At 66.6% G+C, this 16,115-nt stretch carries 16 protein-coding genes; 8 read left to right on the top strand and 8 right to left on the bottom strand.

Translation table 11 applies throughout. The annotated features are described in order from the left end of the window. Positions 1–68: 68 nt before the first annotated feature. Positions 69–926: an HAD family hydrolase gene (locus U7114_RS15135; protein WP_323057826.1), complete on the bottom strand. Its 858-nt coding sequence runs from the start codon at positions 924–926 to the stop codon at positions 69–71. A 429-nt stretch (positions 927–1,355) separates the two neighbouring features. On the opposite strand from U7114_RS15135, the gene U7114_RS15130 reads away from it, so the two are divergent. Further along, positions 1,356–2,180: a hypothetical protein gene (locus U7114_RS15130; RefSeq protein WP_323057825.1), complete on the top strand. Its 825-nt coding sequence runs from the start codon at positions 1,356–1,358 to the stop codon at positions 2,178–2,180. Positions 2,181–2,252: 72 nt separating this feature from the next. Here U7114_RS15130 and serS read toward each other — a convergent pair whose 3' ends face one another. Further along, entirely contained in the window at positions 2,253–3,533 is a 1,281-nt protein-coding gene (serS, locus tag U7114_RS15125) for a serine--tRNA ligase (RefSeq protein WP_323057824.1), read from the bottom strand. A gap of 89 nt (positions 3,534–3,622) precedes the next feature. Between serS and U7114_RS15120 the strand changes: the two genes are divergently transcribed. After that, a complete protein-coding gene (locus U7114_RS15120; RefSeq protein ID WP_157239779.1) occupies positions 3,623–4,678 on the top strand; it encodes a diacylglycerol/lipid kinase family protein in 1,056 nt (351 codons plus the stop codon). A 3-nt stretch (positions 4,679–4,681) separates the two neighbouring features. Here U7114_RS15120 and U7114_RS15115 read toward each other — a convergent pair whose 3' ends face one another. From U7114_RS15115 to U7114_RS15105, 3 genes are all read right to left on the bottom strand, one after another. Next, positions 4,682–4,885 (bottom strand): hypothetical protein, encoded by a 204-nt coding sequence (locus U7114_RS15115; RefSeq protein WP_157239781.1) that lies wholly within the window; start codon positions 4,883–4,885, stop codon positions 4,682–4,684. A 137-nt stretch (positions 4,886–5,022) separates the two neighbouring features. Beyond that, positions 5,023–5,961, bottom strand: coding sequence for a prephenate dehydratase (gene pheA, locus U7114_RS15110; RefSeq protein ID WP_323057823.1), 939 nt, complete (start codon positions 5,959–5,961; stop codon positions 5,023–5,025). 13 nt (positions 5,962–5,974) lie between these two features. Continuing rightward, the gene (locus tag U7114_RS15105; protein WP_157239784.1) at positions 5,975–6,301 is read right to left on the bottom strand and encodes a rhodanese-like domain-containing protein; all 327 of its coding nucleotides are present in this window, start codon (positions 6,299–6,301) and stop codon (positions 5,975–5,977) included. 195 nt (positions 6,302–6,496) lie between these two features. Between U7114_RS15105 and U7114_RS15100 the strand changes: the two genes are divergently transcribed. From U7114_RS15100 to U7114_RS15085, 4 genes are all read left to right on the top strand, one after another. Then, on the top strand, positions 6,497–7,972 hold the full coding sequence (locus tag U7114_RS15100) for an amidase (protein ID WP_323057822.1): 1,476 nt from the start codon (positions 6,497–6,499) through the stop codon (positions 7,970–7,972). Positions 7,973–8,108: 136 nt separating this feature from the next. Next, positions 8,109–8,363 (top strand): hypothetical protein, encoded by a 255-nt coding sequence (locus U7114_RS15095; protein ID WP_321215045.1) that lies wholly within the window; start codon positions 8,109–8,111, stop codon positions 8,361–8,363. Between the two features lie 86 nt (positions 8,364–8,449). Continuing rightward, positions 8,450–8,662, top strand: a complete 213-nt coding sequence (locus U7114_RS15090) for a hypothetical protein (RefSeq protein WP_323057821.1) — start codon at positions 8,450–8,452, stop codon at positions 8,660–8,662. A gap of 545 nt (positions 8,663–9,207) precedes the next feature. After that, positions 9,208–9,462, top strand: a complete 255-nt coding sequence (locus tag U7114_RS15085) for a lipopolysaccharide assembly protein LapA domain-containing protein (protein ID WP_321215043.1) — start codon at positions 9,208–9,210, stop codon at positions 9,460–9,462. Positions 9,463–9,479: 17 nt separating this feature from the next. Here the strand turns inward: U7114_RS15085 and U7114_RS15080 are convergent, their stop codons facing one another. From U7114_RS15080 to U7114_RS15070, 3 genes are read right to left on the bottom strand one after another with little or no spacing between them, the layout of a single operon-like run. Continuing rightward, on the bottom strand, positions 9,480–10,988 hold the full coding sequence (locus U7114_RS15080; RefSeq protein WP_323057820.1) for a carboxyl transferase domain-containing protein: 1,509 nt from the start codon (positions 10,986–10,988) through the stop codon (positions 9,480–9,482). A gap of 1 nt (position 10,989) precedes the next feature. Continuing rightward, on the bottom strand, positions 10,990–12,201 hold the full coding sequence (locus U7114_RS15075; RefSeq protein WP_157239792.1) for a CaiB/BaiF CoA transferase family protein: 1,212 nt from the start codon (positions 12,199–12,201) through the stop codon (positions 10,990–10,992). Positions 12,202–12,254: 53 nt separating this feature from the next. Beyond that, a complete protein-coding gene (locus U7114_RS15070) occupies positions 12,255–13,619 on the bottom strand; it encodes an SLC13 family permease (protein WP_323057819.1) in 1,365 nt (454 codons plus the stop codon). 131 nt (positions 13,620–13,750) lie between these two features. Between U7114_RS15070 and U7114_RS15065 the strand changes: the two genes are divergently transcribed. Together U7114_RS15065 and U7114_RS15060 are read left to right on the top strand one after the other, a co-directional pair. Further along, positions 13,751–14,449 carry a FadR/GntR family transcriptional regulator gene (locus U7114_RS15065; protein ID WP_323057818.1) on the top strand — a complete coding sequence of 233 codons (699 nt, stop codon included), beginning with the start codon at positions 13,751–13,753 and terminating at the stop codon, positions 14,447–14,449. A gap of 171 nt (positions 14,450–14,620) precedes the next feature. Beyond that, positions 14,621–16,051, top strand: coding sequence for an FAD-binding oxidoreductase (locus tag U7114_RS15060; RefSeq protein WP_323057817.1), 1,431 nt, complete (start codon positions 14,621–14,623; stop codon positions 16,049–16,051). Positions 16,052–16,115: the final 64 nt, after the last annotated feature.

Here is a 16,115-nt window from a genome sequence, read left to right as displayed (position 1 = left end):
GGCTGCCGCGTAGGCGAAGCCCGCGTAAGGCTGCCAGCTGAACCGGAATCTCGGGAGGTTTGCCGCAGCTACAGCAGGCTGCGCAGCACGTGGGCCGCGCCGTCGTCGAACACTGAGTGGGTGACCTCGTTGGCGACGGCGATGACTTCCTCCGGCGCCTGGCCCATGGCCACTCCGCGTCCTGCCCAGGTGAGCATCTCGATGTCGTTGCGGCCGTCGCCGATGGCCACCGTGAGGTGGCGTTCGATGCCGAGCCTGCCGCGGAGGTTTTCCAGCGCGCTGGCTTTGGTCACGCCGGCGGCGGCGATGTCCAGCCACGCGGTCCAGCCCACGGAGTAGGTGACGCCGGCGAGGCCCACGTGTTCAATGGCCTCATTGAACTCTTCCGGGGTGTTTTCGGTGCTGAAGACCACCACGCGCACTGCCGTGGCTTCAAGCATGGTGTGGAAATCCACGCCGATGGCCTCGACGCCGAAACTCGGGTCCTGGAAACGCTCGGTGGACAGGAAGTTTCCGTCCGCATCCTCCAGCGCATACTTGGCAGAAGGAAGCCGCTCGCGCAGTGCCCGGAGTGCGGGTGCGGGGTCGAACGTGGCCTTGTGGATGACCTCGTAGCCGCCGTCCAGTGCCGGATGGAGCCGCAGCGTCACGCCGCCGTTGCAGCAGACGGCGTAGCCGCGCTCAATCCCGATTTTCTCGATGATGGGCAAGGTGGCGTTGAGCGAACGGCCTGTGGCGATCATCACCTCGTGCCCGGCTGCCACTACGGCCTGCGCCGATTCCCGGACACCCTGGGACATGTGGCCGTCGTGGTCCACCAGCGTGCCGTCCACGTCCAGTGCGACCATCAGCTTGCGGCCGTTGTTGTTGTTGTTATCTCGCCGGTCATCGTTGCCGGCGACTGAGGTTTCAGTCAGCGTTGTCATTCCAATAGTGAACCAGACGCCCCGAAACGCCGCTAGGACGCGCGCCACAGAGTTATTGAACAGTTGGTTAATACCCACAGGTTGTCCCCGGTGTGAGTGTTAACCTCCGTGTTCTGAGGCGTGCACCCTCCCACGGACAAAGCACCCGCGCACGCCCCGGTGCAGGGACCGTTTCCCGGTGCGGCTCGGGTGCCACCGTTGTCCACATGGGGCAGAACCGTCCTGCCCTTCCCTCGGTGGTGCGGCGACCATGGAGGCATGCAGCTGATTGATGCCGCCGCATTGCACCGCAGTACCGGAGACTCGCGCTCACTCCGCAGAAGGTATGCCCGCGGCGAACTGGTCCGTGTCCGCAAGGGAGTGTACGCGGCCAAAGATGAGTGGATCTCACTGCCACCATGGGAAAGGTACCGGCAGACAATCCTTGCCGTGAACCTTGAACTGCCTTCGTCAAAGTTCTGCCTCAACACAGCCGCTGTCCTGTGGAACCTGGAGATGCTCGCTGTCCCCGACCATGTCCACCTTGCAGGTGCATCACGGGGCCATAGGGGCCGGAGCCTTCCCACTACGTCCGCTGCTCGAATGCCATCCGGATTGTGCGGACTCGAGGGACTCACCTCCTATGGTGTCGCCCGGCATGCTTCCCGGGGACCAACCATCGCGTTCGGAGGGCTACAGATAACGCCATTGCCCGAGACGGTGGTGGCGGTCATCGCAAGAGAGAACTTTGCGGCCGGAACAGTGCTGGCCGATCATGCTATCGGCATGCGTCGTACTTCAGGCCCCCGGGTGAGCAAGGACGAGTTGCTGGGGCACGCCGCGCGCCTGGAGTCTGGCGCACGCCGGCGATGGGTCACCCAGGTGCTCAATTTCGCCGTTGCCAACTCCGGATCAGCCGGCGAATCACTCAGCCGGGCACAGATGCACCTCCTGGGTTTCCCCGCGCCCCTGTTGCAGGCAAACTTCCGCGCGGGAGGCCACTTCATTGCCCGGACCGACTTCTTCTGGCCGCAGTTCAAACTTATTGGCGAGTTCGACGGCGACGCGAAGTACCTGCGCGATGAGTACTTGGGCGACCAGACGTCCCGCCAAGCCGTCCTGGCTGAAAAGAAGCGCGAAGACAAACTCCGTGCGGCCGGGTTCAGTGTGGTGCGCTGGGACTGGGCGACTGCTTCGGATGCAGCCAGGCTGGGCGCTGTGCTGCGGAATGCCGGGCTGCCTAACAGCGGCACCAGGGCAAAAAGAACCCTCTGACGGACTTTGCACCCGGGAATGCCCTGGTGCAAAGTCCGTCAGAGGGTGCGATGCCCCGGGAAGCAGGCGAAGCTAGAGGACCGGGAGGACCTCGAGGCCGCCCAGGTACTTCTGCAGGGCCTTGGGCACGTTGACCGAGCCGTCCGCGTTCTGGTGGTGCTCCAGCAGCGCCACGATCCAGCGGGTGGTGGCCAGGGTTCCATTCAAGGTGGCTACGGCCCGGGTGCCCTTCGCGACGCCCTCGGCGTTCACCGCGCGTTCGCGGATGTTCAGCCGGCGGGCCTGGAAGGTAGTGCAGTTGGAGGTGGAGGTCAGCTCGCGGTAGGCGCCCTGGGTGGGAACCCACGCTTCGCAGTCGTACTTCCGGGCGGCGGACATGCCGAGGTCGCCGGCCGCGGTGTCAATCACCCGGTACGGCAGCTCGCACTTGGCCAGCATCTCCTCTTCCCACGCCAGCAGCCGCTGGTGCTCGGCGGCGGCCTCTTCAACGGTGGTGTAGATGAACATCTCCACCTTGTTGAACTGGTGGACTCGGATGATGCCGCGGGTGTCCTTGCCGTGCGACCCGGCTTCGCGGCGGTAGCAGGAGCTCTGGCCGGCGTAGCGGATGGGGCCGGCAGCGAAGTCCAGGATTTCGTCCGCGTGGTACCCGGCGAGGGCAACCTCGGAGGTGCCCACCAGGTAGAGGTCGTCTTCGGCGAGACGGTAGATCTCGGCGTCGTGCTTTACGTCAAAGCCGGTGCCCTGCATGGTCTCCGGGCGCACCAGGGTGGGCGTGATCATGGGGACGAAACCGGCCTCGATGGCCTGGTCCATGGCCATCTGCAGCAGCGCCATCTCCAGCCGGGCACCCACCCCGCGCAGGAAGTAGAAGCGGGCGCCGGAAACCTTGGCGCCGCGCTCCATGTCGATCGCGCCGATAAGCTCGCCGATTTCCAGGTGGTCCTTCGGCTCGAAGTCCGGGAATTCGCGGGGCGTGCCGACGGTCTTGACCACCACGTAGTCATCCTCGCCGCCCTCGGGAACGCCGTCCTCAACCAGGTTGGGGATGGTGCGCAGCAGTTCTTCCTGCTTCGTCTGGGCGGCATCGGCCTCGGCGGAGGCGGCCTTGACCGAGTTGGCCAGCTCCTTGACCTCGGCCAGCAGCGCCTTCTTTTCGTCGCCCTTGGCCTGTGCCACCTTCTTGCCGAAAGCGTTCTGCTCGGCACGGAGGTTCTCGAAGCGGATCAGCGCCGCGCGGCGGGCGGAATCCGCGGAGATGATCGCGTCCACCACTGATTCATCCGCACGGCGGGCACGCTGGCTTGCACGGTATTTATCCGGGTTTTCGCTGAGGTCTTTTACGTCGATCACCACACAAGGGTATCCAATACCGCGGAAGACGGCGGGCGGCAGCGGGCGTGCCGGACCGGAAGGCTTCGCCGGGCTACTGTTGAACCACCATGAGCGACTGGATCCTGTACCTGCTGATTGGGGTGGCCCTCGCGTTTGCCATCTCAAGCTGGTGGGGCGTGCGCAAGCTCAAGGCCCTGCACATCCGCAGCACCGTAGGCGCCGACGCGCACGAACCTGGCCTGGCCCGGCAGCGCGTGGCCGTAGTCCTCAACCCCATCAAAACCCGCGCGGGCGAAGCGAAAGGCATCATCCAGCGGGGATGTCTGGCGGCGGGCTGGGAGAACCCCGTCTTCTTCGAGACGACGGCGGAGGACCCCGGCTATTCGCAGGTCAAGGCGGCCCTGGCGTACAAGCCCGACGTCGTCCTCGTCGGCGGCGGCGACGGCACAGTCCGTGTGGTGGCCGAGTCCCTCGCGCACACGGACGTGGCCATGGGACTCATCCCGCTGGGCACCGGCAACCTGCTGGCACGGAACGTCGACCTGGACGTCAACGACCTTCATGCCAGCGTCAATACTGCGCTTTTCGGCCGGCAACGGTACATCGACACCGCCCGGATGAGCATTGAAAACTCCTGGACCGGGGAATCAACCGAACACTCGTTCCTGGTGATCGCGGGCATCGGCATGGATGCCGAAATCCTGGCCGACACCAATGCCGGACTGAAGAAGGCCGTGGGATGGCTCGCATATACCGAGGCCGGCATGCGGCATCTCCCGGGACCCAGGAAGAAGGTAACGATTTCCCTGGACGGCAGTCCGGGGCAGGTCCGCAACATCCGCAGCGTTCTGTTCGCCAACTGCGGCCTGATCCCCGGCGGCATCGATTTCATACCCCAGGCCATGATCGACGACGGCATGCTGGACGTAGTGGTGATGAGCCCCCGCAGTGCCGTCGGATGGCTGCTGATGTACGTCAAAATCATGTTCAAGCACACCGGGAAGCTGCCCGACATGACCGTTTACCGCTCCGGGAAAGTGGTCATAAAGTGTCCGGAACCGATGCCCATCCAGCTGGACGGCGACACCTCCGGCGAGGCCACCAAGCTCACGGTCGAGGTGGAGCCGCGGTCTCTCTTGATCCGGGTCAAAGGGGAGGATTAGTGGTCAGTTGCGGCTGCGTTTGTGCTCCTCGGCAGCTTTGGCGGCGGCATGGGCCTCGGACTGCTCGCGGATCATGGCTTGTTCTTCTTCAAAGCGCAGGCGATCGGCACGGTCGGCGTCGTCGCCGTCCCAGTCCTGGTTGTCGGCAGTGGGCCGGGGGTTGACGATCATCCCCTGGCCGTCGTTTTCGGTGCCGCTGGTGGTCATGACGCGCTCCCTTCGCTAGGGGCCATCCCCCATGTGGATCAGGCAAGCATACGCATTGTCAACAGCCCGCGAAAGTACTTCAGGGGGCATTTGCGTACGCTTTGGGCGAAGCGGGCAGGGCCGTTTTCGCCGCCCTGTCATGCAGGCCGGCGAATGCCTTCCACCCACTCCCGCGCTGCGCGAAACGCCTGGTCAGCCGTGTGCGGCTCCACCACTGCGCGTTGCATGTCCGCGCGGGGATATGACCCGAGGAAGCGCGTGGCCGGGCTGAGGCGGTGGAGCCCGGCCAGGGCATCGGCCATCCGCTCGTCGCCCACGTGCCCGTCGGCGTCGATGCTGAAGAAGTAGTCCCCCAGGAACTGTCCGGTGGGCCGCGACTCAATGCGGCTGAGGTTTACGCCGCGGCTGGCAAACTGGTCCAAGATCTCCATCAGGGCTCCCGGACGGTCCTCCGGAAGCGGCACCACAACGGTGGTTTTGTCCGCTCCGGTGCGCGAGGGCAGCGCGCCCGGGCGGCTGACCAGGATGAAGCGCGTCACGGCCTCCGGGTTGTCACCGATGTCCTCCGCCAGAACGGTCAGCCCGGGCTGTTCCCGGGCTACCAGGGGAGCGCAGATGGCCGCGTCATAATGGAAGGCCTCGTCCAGGAGCCCCATTGCCGAAGCGGCAGTGGATGAACCGGGTACATATTCCGCTGATGGGATATTCCTGTCCATCCACAGCCGGCACTGCGCCCAGGCATGGCCGTGGGTTGACACCCGGCGCACGTCCGCCAGCCCGACCCCCGGCCTGGCCACAAGCACGAAGCTGATGGGCACCAGGACCTCGCGGATAATCCGCAGTTCCTTGCCGCCGGCGATTGCGTCCAAGGTAGCGGTAACGCCGCCCTCCACCGAGTTCTCTATTGGGACCATGGCAGCAAACGCCGAACCGTCACGCACTTTATCCAGGGCAGCATTGACGTTCGACGACGGCACGCGGGTAGCCTGCGCGGCATCCGGCACCTGCATGAGGGCAGCCTCGGTGAAGGTACCCGCGGGCCCGAGGAAGGCATAGGTCACGGAGGACTCGGACATGAATTTTCCTCGCCTACAGCACCATCGGTTTCAGCCCGTTGTCCGAGACGAGGGGCTTGCCGGCTTCCAGCCACATGTCCATGCCGCCGGAAACGTTAATGGCGGTGTAGCCCTGGCCCGTGAGCCATTGCGCCACGCGGAAGGACCTGCCGCCGGTGCGGCAAATGACGTAGACGTCCTCGTCAGGGTCGAGTTCCTCCAGACGGCCCGGAAGCTGGTCCATGGGAATGTGGAGGGCGCCCTCTGCATGCCCTGCCACCCATTCGTAATCCTCACGGACGTCCAGGATGACCGCATCATCGGGGATGTCGTTGACGGGAACGTTGTCGAAATCGCTCATGGTGATTCCTGCCTTCGCGGATCGGGGGTCGCTTTAAGCCTAGTGCTTTACCTCCCGGAGGGGCTTGCGCGCAGCCAAGTTAAGCTTCTGTGTGAACCCAAGGAGGAAAGTTGCTTCCTGAACACCGCGTCCTGGCCGCAGCCGGAGGCCGAGGCCGAACGGGCCGCGGCCATCCTGCCCTGGCCGCGGGCTCCCGTGGCTGAACTCCACGAACTGCCCGCAGTGGCCCTCCGGGACCAGCTGCGGCAGGGGAAGGTCTCAGCAGCGGAGGCGGCAGCCCATTTCCTGCAGCGGATAGACCGGCAGAACGTCCCCCTGGGCGCCTTTGTCACCGTGACGGCGGACCAGGCGATGGAGCAGGCCCGCTCCGCCGACTCACTGCGGTCCCGGATTCCGGCCGGGGAGTTGCCCCTCCTGCACGGCATGCCCTTGGCTTACAAGGACCTGACCGACGTGGAAGGCGTGCCAACCACGCACGGCAGCGCCGCGGTGGACCACAAGCCGGCCCTCAGCGACGCACCACTGGTGGCCCTGCTCCGTAAAGCGGGGGCTATTTCGCTGGGCAAGACCCAAGTGCCCGAGTTCGGATTGACCGCCTACAGCGAAAACCGGATCGCGCCGCCGTCGCGCAATCCCCATGCCCTGAGCAGGAGCTCGGGGGGATCCTCCGGCGGCAGCGCGGCTGCTGTGGCCGCCGGGCTGATTCCTTTCGCGCCGGGGACCGACGGCGGTGGATCTGTCCGGATTCCCGCTGCAGCCTGCGGACTGGTGGGGCTCAAGCCCGGCCGGGGCCTGGTCCCGGCCGGGGAAAGCCTCGGGGATCCCGCCCGGCTGGTGGTGGCCGGCCCCATCGCAAGGACCTCCGCCGATGCCGCACTTATGATGGACGCCCTGGTGCCCGCCGGGCCCTCCTCCGCAATGTCCACGCCCGCTGCACGCACGCGCGGCATGCCCGGGGATGTTCCCGAAAAGGACGGCGGCTACCTCGCGGCGTTGAAGCAGGAACCAGCGAAGCTCCGAATCGGGATTACGCTGGACAGCCCGTGGTTCGGGACGTTTCCTTTCAGCCCCGAGCAGGAAGCGCTGGATGCCCTCAATGCGGGCATCCGCCTGCTTGAACATGCCGGGCATTCCCTCGGCGAGGCTTCCATCCGCTATGACAACCGCTACCCGGACGCCTTCACGACGGCCTGGACTGCGGCAGTGGGGACGGCCAGGATCAGCCCGCACCGTGAGGCGCTGCTGGCTCCCCTGACCCGCACCTTCCGGCGTCGGGCACAGCAGCGCAGCCCGGCGAAACTCGCTGAATCCCTGGCCTTCCTGCGGCAGTTCCAGCACGATACTGTGGCGCAGTACGCCCGGTGGGACCTGATGCTGATGCCGGCGCTCGCGCAGACGCCGCGTCCGGTGGGCTGGTTCACCGGCATGCACGGCGGCGACCGGTGGCCCGCGGCCCAGTGGCCGGGGGACGCCGACGGGGACTACCGCAAGCAGTGCGAGTACGCGCCATGGTCCTCCGTGGTCAATGTCTGTGGCCTGCCGGCCGTCACCCTTCCTGTCCACTGGACCGGAGGAGCACCCGGCCAGGGATTGCCGATGGGCATCCAGCTGGTGGGGCCGGCCGGTTCCGAGGCCCTCCTGCTCCAGGTGGCCAATCAGTTGGGGTACTAAAAGCCGCGTGGAGGGCTTGTTGACCTGGATCTAACACCCGCTTAATGCTCCCGTAACCGTGCGGGACCAGACTGGCAGAGTCCGCCCGGCTTTCGCTTCCCTTATCCGGCCATCACTCAACGAGGAGTTGCCGACCATGAATGCTGAACACTCCCGAGCCGCTGCCAGCGAAACACCCCACGGAGCGAACCCGGCCAGGCCGGACCTGAACAACGCAACCATCCGGGAGGACCTGGCCGAGAGGGGCCGCTGCGGCATGGTCCACCTGCCCACTGGACGGACCTGCCTCCTGCCCCTCCGGCACCATGGCCCGTGCGAGTTCCACCGACCGCAGGAGGCCGAGGACGTGATCACGGCGGACAACCACCCTTCGGGCATGACTGAACAGTGACGCCGCAGAGGCTTTGCGCAAAAGGTGTCGACTCCCCACGGAAACGGGAGGACGATTAAAGGGCAGTCACTGTAAGGAGGTCTGTGATGTGCTATTCATCCAGCAAGGACTTCGGGTGGGGCGATAGGAAGGAAACCCGCCGCCGGCCTGAAGCCAAGCAGGACACCCCGGAAACCCCGGTAGAGATGCCGGAGAAGACAGTCAAGGCGCAGGACTTCACGTTCTGGGCTTTCCCGGCCTGGTGGAAGACACCGAAGCCCGGCACCACCTCTGCCGAACGGCGCAGGGAGAGGGTATGACGCTGGCGCAAAGTCCGTGGAAAAGTCAACGGAGGGGTCTTCGCTGAGGGCCCTTCCGCTGTCTTCCGGACGCGGTCCCGGCGAAACCCCTGACATTGCGGACGACCTTTGCCGCCGAACCGCGGCGGGAAAGTGGGGTCCGCCGCCGTATTGACAACGCACTGGCCCCGCGGATCGCAGCCCGCCCCGGACGGCACTGTTACCCGGTGGACTCTTGTGGCGGACGAAGCGGGTGAGCTGACGGCCGTCGAAGAGCGAATATGAGGTGCCGGAGCGCCGGGGCTCAGCGGAACTGGCGTTGTGCCTGCCGAACCCCGCCCGCTAAGGTGGCATTGTAAGCATGCTTAGCATTTTGGAAGGGGACACGAATGAGTGCTGGACAGTACACGCCGGGGCCTGAGGGGCAGCCGGAGCCGAGTGGCGAAGGAATGCCGCCGGCGGACCGAACCGGCACTGCGGCTGCGCCGAATGCGCGGCCGGCAAGCGGCTCGCCCGTTACCCCCAGTCCTACAACACGTACCCCGGCGGCTGCGGATCAGCCCCGGGTGACGCGCGCAGGGGTGGTGTGGGCTGCCGTGGTGGCGGCCCTGGTGATCCTGATCCTGCTGATCATCTTCATCCTGCAGAACCAGGACCAGGTGGTGGTCCGCTACTTCGGGCTGGAAGGAATGGTCCCGCTGGGCATGGCCCTGTTCATCGCCAGCGTGACCGGCGGCGTCCTCGTTGCGATGGCGGGCGGCGCCCGCATCCTCCAGCTGCGCAGGAACGCCCACCGCGCGAGGGTCCAGCAGCGGAGGTAGCGCGCGGAGGGGCCAGGTCACCCCGCGCCCAGGCTCCGATACTTCGCGGACCGCGCGGCAACGAGGCCTGGAACGGGAAGGCCAGCGAGCGAGCCCAGCTCATACTCGATGGCCTTTGCCATGCGCTGGCAGAATTCGCGCGGCTCCAGGGAGGCGTCGTCCCGCTCATCCACGATGTGGTCCACGAGGCCGTTAGCGTACAGCGATGCGACGTTCACGCCCTGCGCCTGGGCCATCGCGGGGGCATGTGCCGTTGTGCGGTGCACGATGGCGCTGGCACCCTCGGGAGGCAGCGGTGAGAGCCAACTGTGCTGCGCCGCAATGGTCCGGTCCGCCGGCAGCAGCGCCAGCGCCCCTCCCCCGGCGCCCTGGCCGAGCAGCACGGAGACCGACGGGGCGGCCAGGCCAATGAGTTCGTGGAGCGAGCGCGCGATCTCCCCTGCCAGCCCGCCTTCCTCCGCATCCTGCGAGAGCGCCGCACCCGCCGTATCGATGACTGTGAGCAGCGGCAGCCGCAGCTCCTCGGCCAGCTTCATGCCGCGGCGCGCTTCCCGCAGGGATCCGGGCCCCATGCCGGCAGCGTCCCTGCGGAGCGGCCGGGCGTGGCCCAGGACGATGCAGGACTGGCCGCCGAAGCGGGCCAGGGCCAGCAGCAGCCCCGGGTCCTTCTCCCCCTGGCCCGTTCCGTTGAGGGGCAGAGCATCCACCGCCCCGTATTTCAGCAGCTGCCGCAGGTCAGGACGCCGGGGACGCCGGGAGATGCCGATCGATGTCCACGCATCCACGGGAGCAGGCCGGACGCCAAGCGTTGCGGGCTTCGCCGGAACGCCGGCCCGCTTCGCGCACAGGATCTCCAAGGCCCTGGCCACCAGGTCGGCGAGGTCGGCAGGCTCCACCACGCCGTCGATCAGTCCCTTGTTGAACAGGTTCTCCGCTGTCTGTACGTTCTCCGGGAAGGCTTCGCCGTGCAGGGCCTCGTAGACCCGGGGGCCGAGGAATCCCAGGAGGGCGCCGGGCTCTGCCACGTTGATGTGGCCTAGGGATCCCCACGAGGCCATGACGCCGCCGGTGGTGGGGTGCCGCAGGTAGACCAGGTAGGGAAGGCCGGCCTGGCGGTGCGCCCGCACGGCCCCGGTAATTTTCACCATGGACAGGAAGGCCAGTGTCCCTTCCTGCATCCGGGTGCCCCCGGACGCAGGGCCGGCCAGCAGCGGCAGCCCCTCAGCCGTGGCCCGTTCGACGGCGGCCACGATCCGCTGGGCCGCCGCGTGGCCGATCGATCCCGCCAGGAAGGAAAACTCACTGACGATCACCGCCACCCGGCGCCCCCGGATGAGCCCGGCGCCCGTGATCACGGACTCGTCCGTACCGCTCCGGTCCCTTGCCTTGGCGAGGTCGCGGAAGTACTCCCCGGACAGCGGCGGCTCCTGAACCGGCGTGTCCCAGGAGACGAAGGAACCCTGGTCCACCACGTTGTCCAGCAGTTCGGCGGCGCCCAGGTGCCGCACCTTTTCCGTCGTCGCCATGCTATTTCGCCCCCGCGGCTACGGCGCCGAGGCCCAGCCACTCGCGGATGGCCTGCCCGTCCTCGTCCAGCAAGGGCGGCGCGTCGTGTTCGGTGACGGTGGTTTCCGCAGCGTCACCGGCGGCAAAGAACCGCAGCGGCGGCCCGGGCAGGCTGACCTTGCCGAGCAGCGGGTGGTCGACGTCAACTACCAGGCCCTGGGACGCAACCTGTTCCCACGCATACACCTCGTCAAGCGAGCGCACCTTCCCTGCGGGGATCCCGGCGTCGTTCAGCTTCTGCAGCAGCTCTGCTGCCCCGTAGCCGGCAAAGGCGCGTTCGACGGCGGCAATCACGCCGGAGCGGTTCCCCACCCTTTCGGCGTTGCTGGCAAAGCCGGGCGCCGCCGCGTCCAGGCCGAAGGCCGCGGCGAACGAGGCCCACAGTTTTTCGCTGCCGACGCTGATCTGCACGCTCCCGTCCCGGCAGGCAAAAAGGCCATAGGGAGCAATGGACGGATGGTGGTTGCCCTGCGCCTGCGGAACTTCCCCTGCCACCGTGGTGCGGGTGCCCTGGAACGCGTGCACCCCGATCAGTGATGCCAGCAGTGAAGTCCGCACTACCTGCCCGCGGCCGGTCCTGTCCCGTTCAACCAGCGCCGCCACCACTCCGAACGCCCCGTTCATGCCGGAAAGCAGGTCGGCAATGGGAACCCCGACGCGCTGGGGGTCGTCCGGCCCTGACCCCGTGAGGGACATGAGCCCGGCCTCGCCCTGGAGGATCTGGTCGTAGCCGCTGCGCCGGGATTCCGGCCCGTCGTGGCCAAACCCGGTGATGGAGAGGATTACCAGGCGCGGGTTGAGTTCGTGCATGGCGGCCGTGGAGAAGCCCAGCCTGTCCATCACCCCGGGACGGAAGTTCTCGATCACCACGTCGGCGCGCTCCAGCAGCCCCCGCAGCACCGCCTGGCCATCTCCGCTCTTCAGGTCCAGGCTGATGGATTCCTTGTTGCGGTTGCAGGACATGAAGTAGGTGGACTGGGGGTCCTCAGGGGGGCCCACGAAGGGCGGGCCCCAGCCGCGGGTGTCGTCCCCGGTGCCGGGGTTCTCCACTTTGATGACGCGGGCGCCCAGGTCCGCCATCATCATGCCGGCATGCGGTCCGGCCAGGGCCCGGCTCAGGTCCACCACGAGGTGGCCGGACAAGGGTCCTTGCGTACTGTCGGTTCTGCTCATGCGCTGGTTCCTTTTCTGGTGGAACGGGAAAGGCGGGTGCTGAGGTTACGTGGCTAGAGCCATCCGGGGACCACCAGGGCGAGCCAGGCAAGGACGGGCCCTGCGACGATGACGATGCCGCTGTAGCCCAGGATCTGCTTGTAGAACCGGTCCTTGTCCACGCCCTCGGGCGCGTTGGCCAGGACCAGCGCACCGTTGGTGGAGAAGGGCGAAACGTCCACGATGGTGGAGGCAACTGCCAGGGCGCAGATCACGCCGACCGCTCCGATTTCGCCGGTGGACAGGAACGGCACCGCAAGCGGGATGAGTGCGGCGAGGATGGCAGTGGACGATGCGAAGGCGGAGACCACTGCACCGATGAAGCAAATGAGCAGGGCCGCCAGCAGCGGCATGCCCAGGCCGGCCACGCCGTTGGAGACGAACTCGATGGTTCCGGCTTCCTCCAGCACTCCGACGAACGTCAGCATGCCGCAGATCAGCAGCACGGTGGACCAGCTGATCTTGTTGATGGCGCCCTTCTGGGCAGCGGGCGAGACGAGCGCCACCACGATGGCAATGGTGATGGAGACAAATCCAACGTCCACCTTGAAGCCGAGGGCGATGACGGCCAGGGCGATGAGGCCGGCGATGGTCACCAGCTGCGGGACGCGCTCGGAGCGCTCCTTGGTGGCTGCCACGCCGTCGCCTGCCGGATCCCGGGGTCCGTACATGCCGGAGCCGAAGCCCTTGAAGGGGACGTCGCCGGACTTGGCCCCGACACTGACCGCCATCCGCGCTTCGGCTGCCTGCTCCACGAAGTGGCTCACCTTGGAGGACAGCAGTGCACGGCCGCCCAGGACCACAAAGAGCACCAGGGCGATCACGAGGTTGAAGACGAGGCTGGACAGGAACAAGGCGGTGGGGCTGAAGTCCAGGTCGGTTTTGGCGAGGATGCCGTTCACCGTGACGCCGTATACGGCGATCGGCGAGAACCCGCCTGCCTGCGCTCCGTGGATCACCATCATGCCCATGAGCAGGGGCTTGATCCTGTACTTCCCGGCGAAGCTGAGGGCGATCGGGGCAATGATGGCGACGGCGGCCGGAGACAGGGCGCCGACGGCCGTGATGACGGCGGTGATGGCGAACATGACCCAGGGAATCAGGACTACGCGGTTGCCCACCAGCCGCACGGCGCCCCTCACCAGGAGGTCGATGGTGCCGTTGTTCTGGGCGATGGCGAAGAGGTACGTGACGCCGACGATGGTCAGGAACAGGCCGCCGGGGAAGTTGGCCAGGATGTCACTGGTGGACATTCCCAGCACAACGGTACCCAGCAGGAAGGCGCCCACGAACGCAAGGGCGCCCATGTTCAGGGGCAGGACGGTGGCGAGCAGGAACATCGCCGCAAGAATGATGATGGACAAAACAGGAGCGGACATCGTTGGTCCTCCGTTGGACGAAAGTGTGACGTGAGTTACTGGCTCACTGGACTAGCCTCCTAGAGACCGAGTCTATCTGTCAATAGGAGAAGGCTGTATTGTGGAGGGACCGACGACGTAGCGAGGGCTTTGTGGAGAAGGCATCACGGCTGGGACTGGAACGAATCACGCGGCCCCGGCTGTACGAACAGCTCGTGGAGCAGATCCTGTCCTACATCGAGTCTGCCCAGCTGCGGCCCGGCGACCTGCTGCCGGCGGAGCGCGACCTTGCCGAGCGCCTAGGCGTTTCCCGCGCCACGCTAGCCCAGGCCCTCGTTGCCCTTGAGGTGCTCGGGGTTATCGACGTGCAGCACGGTACCGGCGCCGTCCTGGCCCGGCGGCCCAGCGTGGCCTCGGTCATCAAGGGCCTGCGGGAGCACCAGAGCCGGCTGCCGGAAATCGTGGAGGCGCGCAGCACCCTTGAAGTGAAGCTTGCCGCCCTCGCCGCTGTCCGGCGTACCGATGAAGACCTGGCTGCCATCGACGAGGCGCTCGAGGTCATGGCGAAGGAGATCAGCGACGGCGACCGCGGAGCCCGCGGCGACGAGCTGTTCCACCAGGCGATTACGGCGGCAGCGCACTCCTCGGTGCTGGCGCAGCTCATGGCCTTCATCGCAGAAATGATTTTGGAGACCAGGATGGAATCCCTCGGCCAGCCGGGCCGGCCCGAGCAGTCCCTCGCCTCCCACCGCAAGATCGCCGATGCCGTCAGGGGGCAGGATGCCGACGGCGCCGCCGAAGCCATGCTTGCCCACATCGAGCTGGTCTCGGACGTGGAGCTGCTCCGCTGACGCGCGGGTAGCGCGCGCTTATTGACCCCGCGGTGCGGCGGTTTTACACTCTGGACATCGCATCCTGCTTCCGGCCAAATTTGCCGGCAGTTCCTCATCACAGGCGCCTGACGCCTTCCATATCTTCCTTATCCCCGGGGGCTTAGCCCCTTAAGCGGAAGAGCACCGACGATGTCCACAGTCCATGAGAACACCAGGGAACTGGCGGTACAGCAGGCACTGCACGAGCTGCGCGGGAAGCTGTCCGGATCCCTGATCGAGCCCCATGACGCCCTGTACGAGGAAGCCCGGCGGGTGTGGAACGGCATGGTCGATCTCCGGCCGCGAGCCGTCGTCCGGGCCGGGGCCATGCCGGATATTGACGCCGTTCTGGACGCAGTGCGGCGCACGGGGTTGGCGTTGGCCGTCCGCGGCGGCGGCCACAATGTTGCAGGACACGGCACTGTTGACGGCGGACTGGTCCTGGATCTGGGCCAGCTCAAGCGCGTCCAGGTCTACGCCGGCAGCAAACTGGTGACCGTTGAACCCGGAGCCACCCTTGCCGACGTCGACCGCGAAACTGCCGCCCACAACCTTGCCGTCCCCCTGGGAGTGATTAGCGGAACAGGCGTGGCAGGACTGACGCTCGGCGGGGGCGTGGGCTGGCTGACGCGGTCAAGCGGCCTGAGCCTGGACAACCTGGAATGCGTGGACATCGTCACCGCCACCGGAGAACACCTGCACGCCGCCGCCCACGAGAACCCGGAGCTGTTCTGGGGCCTGCGCGGCGGCGGCGGAAACTTCGGCGTGGTGACGTCCTTTACCTTCCATGCCCGCGCGCTGCCGCCGGCCCCGCTGGGCGGGAACCTGTTCTACCGGCGGGAACACTGGCGGAACGCCCTCCTTGCCTTTGCCGACTGGACCCGGAACCTGCCCGATGAAATGAACCCGATCGTCTCGTTCCTGGTCTTCCCTGCGGAATTCGGAATGGGCAGCGACCCGTGGATGATCATCGGGTTTGCGTGGGTCGCGGAGGACCACGGGGCCGGGCTCGCCCTTGTCGACCGGCTCCGGGCCGGCGCTCCGCCCGACGAAGGGGAAGTCGGCCCCACCTCCTGGCTGGACTGGCAGAGCGCCATGGACAGCGTCTTTCCCAAAGGCTCGCGCGGTTACTGGAAGAACGTCTCCTTTTCCCGCCTCGATGAGGAGTCGGTGGATGTCCTGCTGGGTTTCGCCTCCGAGCTTGCGTGGGAAGGCACCGGCATCGATATCCACCATATGGAAGGGGCGTTCGGACGGGTACCTGACGATGCCACGGCGTTCCCGAACCGGTCTGCCCGGTATTGGCTGAATGTCTACGGGTTCTGGCGCGATCCCTCCGAGGACGAGCGGCTGACCGCGTTCGCCCGCAAAGCACACGGGCTCATGCAGCCCTTCGCAGAGCACGGGGAGTACGTCAATTTCCTGGGTGCGGAAGTCGGGCTCAAGGGGCCGGATGCCGCCCGCGCGGCGTACGGACCGGAGAAGTTCCAGCGGCTGTCAGCCCTGAAGGACCGGTACGACCCCCACAACATCTTCCGCCTTAACCACAACATCCCGCCGACGCAGGCTCCGCGAGGCTGAACGCACGGCGGCGTGAACGCAGGGCGTAAAGGCACGCTTTAGACGCACGACGGCGGCCCGGGCG

Source organism: Pseudarthrobacter sp. C1, assembly GCF_034720455.1.
GTDB lineage: Bacteria > Actinomycetota > Actinomycetes > Actinomycetales > Micrococcaceae > Arthrobacter.
The sequence above is the reverse complement of the archived record's forward strand: the minus strand, read 5'-3'. Positions and strand labels throughout refer to the sequence as shown.